The sequence below is a fragment of the Microbacterium sp. NPDC058062 genome, assembly GCF_042885375.1.
GTDB classification, from domain to species: domain Bacteria; phylum Actinomycetota; class Actinomycetes; order Actinomycetales; family Microbacteriaceae; genus Microbacterium; species Microbacterium trichothecenolyticum_C.
This window is the reverse complement of sequence record NZ_JBHVSC010000002.1, coordinates 340254-351047: the sequence shown is the minus strand read 5'-3', so window position 1 is coordinate 351047 and position 10794 is coordinate 340254. Positions and strand designations below refer to the sequence as shown.

At 71.6% G+C, this 10794-nt stretch carries 12 protein-coding genes; 5 read left to right on the top strand and 7 right to left on the bottom strand.

Translation table 11 applies throughout. The features are described from left to right. Nucleotides 1-101 precede the first annotated feature (101 nt). From ACFVSU_RS06380 to ACFVSU_RS06370, 3 genes are read left to right on the top strand one after another with little or no spacing between them, the layout of a single operon-like run. The gene (locus ACFVSU_RS06380; RefSeq protein ID WP_387139666.1) at nucleotides 102-932 is read left to right on the top strand and encodes a Cof-type HAD-IIB family hydrolase; all 831 of its coding nucleotides are present in this window, start codon (nucleotides 102-104) and stop codon (nucleotides 930-932) included. A gap of 21 nt (nucleotides 933-953) precedes the next feature. Then, nucleotides 954-1322: an HNH endonuclease gene (locus ACFVSU_RS06375; protein WP_387139663.1), complete on the top strand. Its 369-nt coding sequence runs from the start codon at nucleotides 954-956 to the stop codon at nucleotides 1320-1322. Next, entirely contained in the window at nucleotides 1319-1792 is a 474-nt protein-coding gene (locus ACFVSU_RS06370; protein WP_387139660.1) for a GNAT family N-acetyltransferase, read from the top strand. The genes ACFVSU_RS06375 and ACFVSU_RS06370 overlap by 4 nt, the downstream gene beginning before the upstream one ends. Before the next feature lie 72 nt (nucleotides 1793-1864). Here the strand turns inward: ACFVSU_RS06370 and ACFVSU_RS06365 are convergent, their stop codons facing one another. Beyond that, the gene (locus tag ACFVSU_RS06365; protein WP_310285441.1) at nucleotides 1865-2620 is read right to left on the bottom strand and encodes a glucose 1-dehydrogenase; all 756 of its coding nucleotides are present in this window, start codon (nucleotides 2618-2620) and stop codon (nucleotides 1865-1867) included. A gap of 107 nt (nucleotides 2621-2727) precedes the next feature. Between ACFVSU_RS06365 and ACFVSU_RS06360 the strand changes: the two genes are divergently transcribed. Next, nucleotides 2728-3309: a TetR/AcrR family transcriptional regulator gene (locus ACFVSU_RS06360; RefSeq protein WP_387139657.1), complete on the top strand. Its 582-nt coding sequence runs from the start codon at nucleotides 2728-2730 to the stop codon at nucleotides 3307-3309. A gap of 6 nt (nucleotides 3310-3315) precedes the next feature. On the opposite strand, the gene ACFVSU_RS06355 is transcribed toward ACFVSU_RS06360, so the two are convergent. The 3 genes from ACFVSU_RS06355 to ACFVSU_RS06345 form a co-directional block, all read right to left on the bottom strand. Beyond that, nucleotides 3316-4158, bottom strand: a complete 843-nt coding sequence (locus ACFVSU_RS06355; RefSeq protein ID WP_387139654.1) for an esterase/lipase family protein — start codon at nucleotides 4156-4158, stop codon at nucleotides 3316-3318. Between the two features lie 53 nt (nucleotides 4159-4211). After that, nucleotides 4212-4616 (bottom strand): DUF6855 family protein, encoded by a 405-nt coding sequence (locus tag ACFVSU_RS06350; protein WP_387139651.1) that lies wholly within the window; start codon nucleotides 4614-4616, stop codon nucleotides 4212-4214. A 62-nt stretch (nucleotides 4617-4678) separates the two neighbouring features. After that, nucleotides 4679-5332: a TetR/AcrR family transcriptional regulator gene (locus ACFVSU_RS06345; protein ID WP_387139649.1), complete on the bottom strand. Its 654-nt coding sequence runs from the start codon at nucleotides 5330-5332 to the stop codon at nucleotides 4679-4681. A 114-nt stretch (nucleotides 5333-5446) separates the two neighbouring features. Between ACFVSU_RS06345 and ACFVSU_RS06340 the strand changes: the two genes are divergently transcribed. Further along, nucleotides 5447-6922 (top strand): MFS transporter, encoded by a 1476-nt coding sequence (locus ACFVSU_RS06340; RefSeq protein ID WP_387139646.1) that lies wholly within the window; start codon nucleotides 5447-5449, stop codon nucleotides 6920-6922. Between the two features lie 9 nt (nucleotides 6923-6931). Here ACFVSU_RS06340 and ACFVSU_RS06335 read toward each other — a convergent pair whose 3' ends face one another. Genes ACFVSU_RS06335 through ACFVSU_RS06325 form a run of 3 tightly spaced genes read right to left on the bottom strand, consistent with a single transcriptional unit; the run spans nucleotide 6932 to nucleotide 10784 of the window. Next, the gene (locus ACFVSU_RS06335; RefSeq protein ID WP_387139642.1) at nucleotides 6932-7999 is read right to left on the bottom strand and encodes a C45 family autoproteolytic acyltransferase/hydolase; all 1068 of its coding nucleotides are present in this window, start codon (nucleotides 7997-7999) and stop codon (nucleotides 6932-6934) included. Continuing rightward, nucleotides 7996-9753 carry an amidase gene (locus tag ACFVSU_RS06330; RefSeq protein WP_387139639.1) on the bottom strand — a complete coding sequence of 586 codons (1758 nt, stop codon included), beginning with the start codon at nucleotides 9751-9753 and terminating at the stop codon, nucleotides 7996-7998. The genes ACFVSU_RS06335 and ACFVSU_RS06330 overlap by 4 nt, the downstream gene beginning before the upstream one ends. Further along, nucleotides 9750-10784 (bottom strand): agmatine/peptidylarginine deiminase, encoded by a 1035-nt coding sequence (locus tag ACFVSU_RS06325; RefSeq protein ID WP_387139636.1) that lies wholly within the window; start codon nucleotides 10782-10784, stop codon nucleotides 9750-9752. The genes ACFVSU_RS06330 and ACFVSU_RS06325 overlap by 4 nt, the downstream gene beginning before the upstream one ends. Nucleotides 10785-10794 lie beyond the last annotated feature (10 nt).

The following is a 10794-nucleotide window of genomic DNA, read 5'->3' as shown; positions in this document are numbered from 1 at the left end:
GGTGTGCGCGTTGGTTACGCGTTACTCACCGACCGCCGGCGGCTGTTGTGAGCAGGCGTCCCGCCCGGCCTTCAGGAAGCCGACCGTAGGCTGGAAGCACCATGCCCTTCCCCTCGCCCGACCTCCGCCTGATCGCCGTCGACATGGACGGCACCCTGCTCGACGGCCACGGCCGCATCCCCGATGCCCTGTGGCCGTTGCTGGACCGCCTGCACGCGGACGGCATCCGCTTCGCGCCGGCGAGCGGGCGGCAGCTCGCGACGCTCCAGCGTGCGTTCGCCGAGCACCTCGACCACATGGTGTTCATCGCCGAGAACGGCGCGTACGTCGTCGAGGGCGACACCGAGATCAGCTCTGACGCGATGGATGCCTCGTTCACGGCGTCGCTCGTCACGCGCCTGCGTGCGCTCGCCGCGGAGGGGCGCGACCTCGGCGTCGTCGTGTGCGGCAAGCGGTCCGCCTACATCGAGCGCGCCGACGACGCGTTCCTCCCCGAGGCCGAGAAGTACTACGCCCGCCTCGAGGCGGTGCCGGATCTGCTCGCGGTCGACGACCAGATCCTCAAGGTGGCGATCTTCGACTTCGCGGATGCCGCGGCCACCGCGCCCGCGCTCGAGGACCTGCGGGCCACCCACCAGGTGGTGGTCTCGGGCGAGCACTGGATCGACGTGATGAACCAGGGCGTCAACAAGGGCGTCGCGCTCCGGCGTCTGCAGGCGGCGACCGGCATCACGCCCGAGCAGACAGCGGTGTTCGGCGACTACCTCAACGACCTCGAGATGATGGATGCCGCGTCCCTGTCGTTCGCGATGGCCAACGCGCACCCGGAGGTCGCGGCGCGGGCGCGCTTCCGCGCCCCGTCGAACCTCGACCACGGCGTCATCACCACGATCGAGAAGCTTCTCGACGGCGTGCCCGACCCCGTCGCCTGACGGAGTCGGTAGCCTTCGGGCATGGCGGTGAGTCAGACCAGGCGTGCGCGCGCAGCGCGACGCCGTGCACGCCGGGTGGCCGCCGCCGACAACGACCTGACGCTCGACGAGTGGGAGTCCCTGGTCGAGGCGTGGGGAGCGTGCGCCTACTGCGGCGTGACGGCGGGCCCGTTCCAGAAGGACTGCGTGCTGCCCATCTCACGCGGCGGCCGCTACACGTTCGAGAACGTCGTCCCCGCGTGCCGGTCGTGCAACGCGAGCAAGTGCAACGACGAGGTCACCGGGTGGCTGCGGCGCAAGCGGCTCGACGAGCGCGCGTTCCTGCTGCGCCATGTCGAGGTGCTCGCCGCGTGGCGCGGCACCGCCTCGGTTCCCCAGGAGACACCGTGACCGTCAGCATCCGTCCCTACGACAGCGCCGACTGGGACGACATCCAGCGCATCCACGATGCCGCGCGGCTCGACGAGCTCCGCGGCGCCGGTCTCCTCGATGCCTATCTCGACCTCGCCGCCACGTACGAGAACGAGGGTCTCTTCGACGACGAGGTCTGGGTCGCCGAGACCGACGGCGCGGTCACGGGCTTCATCGCCGGCAGCGTCGGCCCCGACGGTGGCGAGATCACGTGGATCTACGTCGACCCCGGCCAGTACCGCCGCGGCATCGGCCGGGCGCTCGTCGAGCACTTCGTCGCGCGCTCCGGCGGACGGGTCGAGCTCGAAGTGCTCGACGGAAACGCGGCGCGCAACTTCTACGAGGCGCTAGGCTTCGTGCTCGAGTCGACCACGACCGGCAAGCTCGCCGGTAACGAGATGTTCACCGCGACCGGACACACTCTGGTCTGGACCCCGCCGCAGCTGTAGACATCGCGCGGAATGGGAGGCGGCCCGCGTGCTTCGGGTGCACGCGGGCCGCCGGTTCCGGCGCGACGGATGCTACTGCGCGGCGTATCCGCCGTCGACCAGGTGGTAGCTGCCGCTGACGAACGTGGCGGCGTCCGACGCGAGGAAGGCCACGAGGTTCGCGACCTCCTGCGGGTCGCCGAGGCGGCCCAGCGCGTGCTTCGCGGCAAGAGCCGTCTGCGCGTCGGCGTCGAGGTTCGCGTCGACGAGCGGCGTGTGGATGAAGCCGGGGCCGACCGCGTTCACGCGCACGCCCTGCGTGCCGTACTCGAGCGCGGCGTTCTTGGTGAGACCGACGACGCCGTGCTTGGACGCGACGTACGCCGACGACATGGGGATGCCGACCGAGCCGAGCACCGAGGAGATGTTGACGATCGAACCGCCGCCGTTCTTCGCGATCGCAGGCGCCTGCGCCCGTGTGCCGTAGAACACCGCGTTCAGGTTGATCTCGATGACCTTCTGCCACGAGTCGATCGGGTACTCGCCGACCGGTGCCGCCGCGCCGCCGATGCCGGCGTTGTTGACCGCGATCCGCAGGGGAGCGAGGGCCTCTGCGGCCTCGACGGCCGCCTGCCCGACCGCGGGGTCCGACACGTCGCCGACGAACGCGGCGGCGGTGCCGCCCGCGCCGGTGATCTCGGCGACGACCGCGTCCGCGGCCTCCTGTCGCACGTCCGCGACGAGGACCGCTGCGCCGTTGGCGGCGAGGGTGAGGGCGACCGCCCGGCCGATGCCGGATCCTGCGCCGGTGACGATCGCGGAACGCTCCGCGACATCGTACGTAGCCATGATTACCTCCGTTGGTGGCGTCATCGCGTGGCGCCGATCACTTCTCCGACATCTGTCGGGTACATATGAGTTAACCTACACCTGTCGAAAAGATTCCCGGAGGCGCGATGGATCCCCGCAAGCAGCGCAGCCGCGACCGCCTGTACACCGCGGCGCTCACTCTCGCGGCGGATCAGCCGATCTCGAGCCTGACGGTGACCCAGCTCGCCGACGCGGCCGGCGTGCACCGTTCGACGTTCTACGAGCACGCCGATTCGCCGCAGGGGCTGGTCGAGGCCGCGCTCACCGCGGAGCTCGACGTGCTGCGCAGCGACCTCATGAAGGACCCGGCGGATGCCGCCACCGCCGTCGCGACCGTCACCGAGGGCGTCCTTCACCACATCCTGCGGCACGTCGACATCTACCGTCGCGAACTCGCCGACGGCGGGGGAGCGTTGCATGCGATGCTCGGCCGCCACTTCCGCGGCACCACCGAGACGCTCCTGGAGCGCGGTCGCGTCCGGATCCCGGTGGACGTCGACGGCGTGAGCGCCGCGACCGTCCAGGCCGCCGCCGCCCGCTTCCTGGCGGACGGCACGGTGGGGATCATCGACGGGTGGCTGCGGCATCCGTCTCCGCGGGTCGAGGACTTCCTCCGCGTGTATCTCGCGCTGCTGCCGGCCTGGTGGCCGCACCGCCCCGAGGTGTGACCGGGGCTACGAGGCCGCGGGTTCCGTCCCGGTGAGCACGGCGATGCCGTCGAGCACGGCGCGCTCGGTCGACCGCGCGCCGAGCACCCGGAAATGACCGGACGTCGGCACCGCGATGTTCGTCGCGCCGTCCAGGGCGCTCCCCTCGGGGATGTGGGGGTCCCACGGCCCGAACACCGACACGATGCGGCCGTTGACCGACGTCTCGCGGCCGAGGGTGAGGATGGTCTCGTCCTTGGGTCTGAAGGCGCGGATGCTCGGGACGACGAAGAGGCGGGCGAGCCGCGAGCCGCCGAACGGCGTCGCCACGGCGACGAGTCCGAGGAGCCCGAGGGGGCGGCCGCCATCCGGCGCGGCCGCGGCACCCTCGGCAGGGTCGCCGCCCGCTGACGCCTCCGCGGCGGCGCGCGCGGCGGCGCCGGACGAGACGAGCAGGTGCTTGCCGATGAGCCCGCCCTTGCTGTGGGCCACGAGCACACGGCCGGCGTCGGGGGCTGGCGTGCGGGCGAGCAGCTCGCCGAGGCGTTCGGCGGTCGACGGGATGGTGCGGCGGTTCACGCCCAGGCCGTGGACGACCGTGACACGGTGGCCCGCCGCCGCGAGCGCGTCGCCGAGCGGGCGCAGGAACGTCCAGTGCTCGTACACGCCCGGGATGAGATAGACCTCGGGCAGCGCAGGGTCGCCGCGGCGCCACGACGGCGGAGCGGGGCGCGGTCGCCCGATCGCCCACGGGAACGAGAGCACGGCGAGCTGCCGGCGACCGGCGTAGACGTAGTCGGCGATCCACGAAAACCCGCGCCCCACGATCGACGGGCGCGAGAACGTGGTCGCTTCCGGCGAGGGCGGCATGGGCGAAAGTCTAGAAGCCCGCGGGTCCACCGCGCCCCTCGTGTCGATGCGCGTCACACGGCGCGGACGCTGTTGTTGCGCTTGTCGTGCGTCAGCTCGGCGAGCCCGAGCTCTTCGAGCAGCGGCGGAAGGTACATCCCGAATCGTCCGCGGTATCCCTTCCGGAGTCCGTACCAGCCGCCGACCGGGTTGCCCTCGTCACGGCCCCACGCCTCGACCGTGCCGTCGGCCGCCGGCTTCTGCTCATCGGCGGCGCCGAGCGGCACCCAGTCGCCCTGTTCGCGCAGCCAGGCCGCGAGGTCGTCGATCGCGCTCAGGTGGTACTTCAGCGTCGTCGAGCCCACCTGGCAGACGAGTGCGGGCGGGTCCGCCGCCTCGTCGCGGTACATCGTGTATTCGCTGGTCCCCGGTGCCGTCGTGAGCCGCCACGGGTCCTCAGTGGTTCCTGAACCTGCCATCTCCATCCCCCTCCATCGGTGCGAGTCTGGCCGGATCGCGGGGCGACGGCAAGAGGCGCGGGTCAGTCCGCGGCCTGGGCGTCGGTCGTGCCCCGGACGCCCGTGATGGCCGATTCCACGACGGACGCCGCGAGGGCATCGATGACGGATGCCGGCTGCCACCGCACCGGGCCGTGCACGGCGATGTCGGCGAACCCGTGCACCGCCGACCAGCACGCCCATTCGGCGTAGGGACGGCGGTCGGGCGGCAGTGCGCCGGCCTCCACCATGGCGTCGAGCGTGTCCATCAGGAGCCGGAACGGGGCGACGATCTCGTCGTCGAGGGTCACGATGCCGTCGTTCGCGTGGGTGTCCTGGGTGAAGAACGCGGTCTCGAACCAGCCGCGCTCGGTGCGCGCGAAGTCGATGTACGCGAGGCCGACGCGGCGCAGCCGCTCGGTCGCGGCGGCCGCGGGCGAGAGTCCGGCCGGCGTGGCCTCGACGCGCGACGTGATCGCGGCGGCCAGGGCCAGCTGCGCCTCGCGCGCGACGGCGCGCACCAGGGCGTCGCGGTCGGCGAAGTGCCGGTAGGCGGCATTGGGTGAGACCCCGACGGCGCGAGTCGCCTCGCGCAGCGTGACGGCGGCCGGGCCGCCGGTGCGCGCGAGCTGCAGGCCCTCGCCGATGAGCGCGTGTCGGAGGTCGCCGTGATGATAGGCACGCAGGGGCGAAGTCATTGCGTCCTCCCGGCCGGGTGTGTACGTTGTGAACACTGAATGTGAACAGTGTCCACATTCACCATAGACCCTCGCCCTCACCGCTTGTTCCGCGAACACGCCGAAGGAATCGTCATGAGCCAGCCGAGCCCTGCCGGGCCCGCAGCATCCGAAGATCCCGTCCAGCATCATCCCGATGCGCGCACGCTCCGCGCGTTCTACCAGGTGCTCGTCAACACCGCGCTCGCCAACGTGACCTCGAGCTACCTCTGGTTCGCGCTGACGTTCTGGGTCTATCTCGAGACGAAGTCGGTGCTCGCGACGGCGGTCATCGGCGGCTCGTACATGCTGCTCGTCGCGGTCTTCGGCGTCGTGTTCGGGGTGATCGTCGACCGCATGAAGAAGAAGTCGGTCATGCTGCTCTCGAGCATCGTGACGGTGTCGGCGTACGTCGTCGCCGGGGCGATGTTCCTGGCGTTCCCCGAGAGTGCGCTGCTCGACTGGACCGGTCCGTGGTTCTGGGCGTTCGCCGGGGTGATCCTCGTCGGCGGGGTCGTCGAGAACCTGCGGAATATCGCGCTGTCGACGACGGTGACCCTGCTCGTGCCGGGGGACCGGCGCGACAAGGCCAACGGTCTCGTCGGCGCGGTCCAGGGCATCGCCTTCATGGTGACCAGCGTGTTCTCGGGCCTGTCGATCGGGCTGCTCGGCATGGGGTGGACGGTCGCCATCGCGATCGCCGCCACCGGCGTGGCGCTGATCCACCTGACCTTCGTCCCGATCCCCGAGCGCGGTGTCGCCCACGTCGAGGGGGAGGCGCCGAAGGGGTTCGGCTTCAAGGGCGTGATCCCGGCGGTCATGGTCGTGCCGGGGCTGCTCGCCCTCATCCTCTTCTCCACGTTCAACAACCTCGTGGGCGGGGTCTTCATGGCCCTCATGGACCCGTACGGACTCACGCTCTTCTCGGTCGAGATGTGGGGGATCGTCCTCGGAGTGACGAGCTTCGGGTTCATCATCGGCGGCGCGCTCGTGGCGAAATTCGGCCTGGGCAAGAACCCGGTGCGCACGATGCTGCTCGTCAACATCGGCATCGCGCTGCTCGGCATGACCTTCGCGATCCGCGAGTGGTGGTGGCTGTACGGCCTCGGCATCCTGATCTTCATGGCGCTCATGCCGATCGCCGAGGCCTCCGAGCAGACGATCGTGCAGCGCGTCGTGCCGTTCGAGAAGCAGGGACGCGTCTTCGGCTTCGCCGCCAGCGTGGAGTCCGCCGCGGCACCGGTCTCGGCGTTCCTCATCGGACCCATCGCGCAGTTCTGGCTCATCCCGTACATGAATTCGCCCGAGGGGCAGCAGGCGTGGGGCTGGCTGCTCGGCGAGGGTGAGGCCCGCGGCATCGCGCTGGCGTTCGTCGGCGCGAGCCTGGTACTCCTGCTCGTCGTGCTGCTCGCCTTCGTGTCGAAGCCCTATCGCGAGCTGTCCGACGCGTACGCCGCGGCCCCGCCGTCGCTCCACACCGACGAGGACGGGACGGATGCTGCAACCCCGGCCGCGTCGGCGGCCGGCGCGATCGGCGAGGCCGGAGAGGACCTGCGCTCGGGGCTCCGCTGACGCTGCGGGTCAGAAGCGGGCGAGGCCTGCGGCGGCCGCCTCGTCGGGACGGCCGGGGAAGACGTCGAGCGCGAAGCGCTCGGTGTCGACCGCGACCGTGAGCAGGGTCGTCCACTGCTCGAGGCGGGGGAGCGTCGGATCCGGCGTCATGCAGATCTCAGCTGCGGCGCCCTGTCCGCCGCACACCGCAAGGGCGCGCGCGGTCGGGTCGAGGCCTGTGAGCTCGGCCCGCACGCCGTCGAGGTGCGCCAGGCGGACCACCGTCGTCTCATCCGACATCGTGTCGCCCTCCGACAGCTTCGGGTCCAGGAAGTGGTTGGTGTGGAAGAGCCAGCCGTCGGACCCCGGCTCGACGACGCCCATCCCCGCAGGCGAGAGCTCGAGGGCCATCGCGCGGGACTCGGACCCGTTCGAGTCGAACACCGTCAGCACCGTGGATGCGCTGACCGCGGCGCTCGCCGCGATGCGGTGCGCGTCGTCGACCGACCGTGCCTCGTCGAGCACGCGGCGCGCGACCGCGTGGACGGGAACGCCGCCTGCAGCCGAGTCGGACTCGTGCGACAGGATATTGAAGTGCAGTCCGACGCCGGCACTGTTCACGCCGATCTTGCCGGGGGTCCCGAACTCGGTGAACATCTTGACGTCCAGTCCGCTCGTCGCACGGAACTCGACCAGAAGTGCCTCGGGCACGAGGAAGTCGTGCCAGTCCCAGGTCTGGAGGGACTCGGCTGCGACTCCGGCGCCCACATGCACGGCGGTGGAGCACTCGCCGACCCGGGGAGGCGCCGCCACGAGGATCTCGGTGCGCGCACCGACCGCCGCGAGCCGCCACCGCTCGATCCCCGCTGCATCCGCGATCGCGTCGGATTCGGCGGCGAGATCGGGCGCCCACGCCCCCAGCGCCGTGCGACTGCGCTCCGCGATCGTCCTGACGTCCCGCTCCCCGATGCCGAGCTCGGCGAAGTGCGCGAGGTAGAGGGCCGCCGTCTGCGCATACTGCGGCGCGAATGCCGTGCCGAGTTCGCGGCCGCGGGCCACAGCATCCGTCTCCCTCGAGAGAGCTGTGCGAAGCTTCATCGTTCTCCGGTGTCGGACCCGACGGAGCGAAGCTCGGGCGTGCGCGGAGGAGCGGTGCGGCGCGGCCGCAGGGCCTCGAACGCCGCGGCCCAGGCGAGCAGGTCGGTGTCGCTGTACGCGCGACCGGCGATCGTCAGGCCCACCGGCATCCCGATGTCGTCCATCGTTCCCATCGGCACGGTGACCGTCGGGATGCCGAGGTGGCGGATCGCGAGGTTGCCGTTGGCGACCCACACGCCGTTGCGCCAGCCGAGATCGGCGGATGCCTCGTTGACGTCCATGTCGGCCGGGCCCACGTCGGCGACCGCGGGGAAGAGCACGGCGTCGAGGCCGAGGATCGACATCCAGTCCTCGAGGTCGATGCGCCGGGTCTCTTCGAGGCCGCGGACACCGTCGGCGATCTCGGGGATGTCGGCGAACGAGCGGTAGGGGTGCTCGCGCACCTGGGCCGGATAGGTCGCGATGTCGTCGTCGAAGCCGGTGTACCGGTCGGGCAGCGCGCCGTCGGGGTGCGGGAAGATCGTCGCGCCGTCGACGTCGTCGAGCCGGTCGAGCGCCGGATCGCCGTTCGCCCGCAGGAAGTCGTCCCACGCCCACGCCGACAGGTCGACGATCTCGCGCTGGAGGAACTCCTCGGTCACGAGCCCCCGCGTCGTGATCGTCGGGGCGCCCGGGCGGTCGCCCTCGTAGTTCGTGACGGCCGGGAAGTCGACCTCCACGACCTCGGCGCCGGCCGCCTCCAGGTCGAGCCGGGCCCTCTCCCACAGCGCGAGCACCGAGGGCCGGGTCTCGATGCGGGTGCCGGTCGGTCCGCCGATCCCGCCGTCAGGGTCGGTTCCGGCGTCCGGATCGGCGTTGATGTACATGCGCGGCACGCCGAACCGGCGCCCCGCGAGGGTCGCGGCGGCGGCGTCGGCATCGCCCGACGCGAGCGCCGGGTACGACGCCGGGCGCAGGGCCGAGGCATCCGGGATCGCGATCCAGGACTGCGCGCGCCAGAAATCGCCGCGGGTCTCGGGGTCGTCGGCGACCATCACGTCGAGGATCTCGAGCAGGTCGGCCATCGTGCGGGTGTGGGGCACGACGACGTCCATCGTGGGCACGAGCGGCCAGTTGCCGCGCACCGAGATCACGCCGCGCGACGGGGTGTAGGCGCACAGCGCGTTGTTCGAGGCGGGGGCGCGGCCGCTCGACCAGGTCTCCTCGCCGAGGCCGAACGCCGCGAAGCTCGCCGCGGTCGCCGTGCCCGAGCCGTTGGACGACCCCGACCCGAACGCCGAGGTGAGGTAGTCGGCGTTGTAGGGGCTCTCGGCGCGGCCGTAGACGCCGCGCTGCATGCCGCCGTTCGCCATCGGGGGCATGTTGGTGAGCCCGATGAGCACGGCTCCCGCCGCGCGCAGCCGCTCGATCGAGAACGCGTCGCGCTGCGCGACGAGGTCGGCGAACGCCGGCGAGCCCGCCGCGACGGTCAGGCCCTTGGCCATGAACGAGTCCTTGGCGGTGTACGGGATGCCGTCGAGCGGCCCGAGCGCGTGCCGGGCGGCGCGACGGCGATCGGATGCCTCGGCCTCGGCCCGCGCGTCGGGATTGCGCACGACCACCGCGGCGAGCGCGGTCGCCGTGCCGGGGGCGTCGTAGGCGTCGATCCGGGCCAGGTACGCGTCCACGAGCTCGACGCTCGTCACCGCGCCCGACTCGAGGGACGCGCGGAGCTCGGCGATCGTCTTCTCGACGACGGGGTAGTGGCGGCTCACCGGGCCACCGCCGGCTGCTGCTGCGTGATGCAGTGGATGCCGCCGCCGCCCGCGAAGATCTGGCGGGCGTCGACCGTGACCGCACGGCGGCCCGGGTAGGCGGCCTCGAGGATGTCGCGCGCCTGCGCGTCGGCGCGCTCCTCGCCGAAGCCGCACGCGATGATCCCGCCGTTCACGACCAGGTGGTTCACGTAGCTGTAGTCGACGAACCCCTCGTGGTCGCGGAGCGTCTCAGGGGCGGGCAGGTCGATGATCTCGAAGGTTCGGCCCGCGGCATCCGTCTGCTGCGAAAGGAAGGCGCGGAGGTCACGCGACACCTCGAAGTCGGGGTGCTCGGGGTTCTGCTGCGCGTGGAGCAGCACTCGACCGGGCGTGGGGATCGTGGCCACGATGTCGACATGGCCGTTCGTGCCGAACTCGTCGTAGTCGCGGGTCAGGCCGCGCGGGAGCCACACGACCTTCGTCGCGCCGATCGTGCGGGCGAGCTCCGCCTCGACGCGTGCCCGGTCTGCGAAGCGGTTGCGGCGCGGGTCGAGTTGAACCGTCTCGGTGACGAGCACCGTGCCTTCGCCGTCGACGTGGATGCCGCCGCCCTCGTTGACGAGCAGCGAGCTCACCACCTCGGCGCCGACGAGGTCAGCGGTGAAGCGGGCGTGCTGCGCCGCCTTCTCCCACGAGGCCCACTCGGGCGCGCCCCAGCCGTTGAAGATCCAGTCGACGGCGCCGAGCGCGCCGGGGCGCTCGTCGTCGACGACGAACGTCGGGCCGTGGTCGCGGAACCAGAACTCGTCGACCGGGGTCTCGACGAGGTCGATGGCGGAGTCGAGCATGCGCCGGGCGCGCTCGCCCTTCGACGGATCGACGAGCATCGTCACCGGCTCGAAGCCGGCGACGGCGTTCGCCACCGCGCTCCAGGCGGCGTAGAAGCGCTCCTGCTCGGCGGGGTCGTCGCCGAGCGTCGGCCCCTCGTTCGGGAACGCCATCCACGTGCGCTCGTGCGGATCGCCCTCGTGCGGCATCCTCCAGGCCATCGTCGCCCCT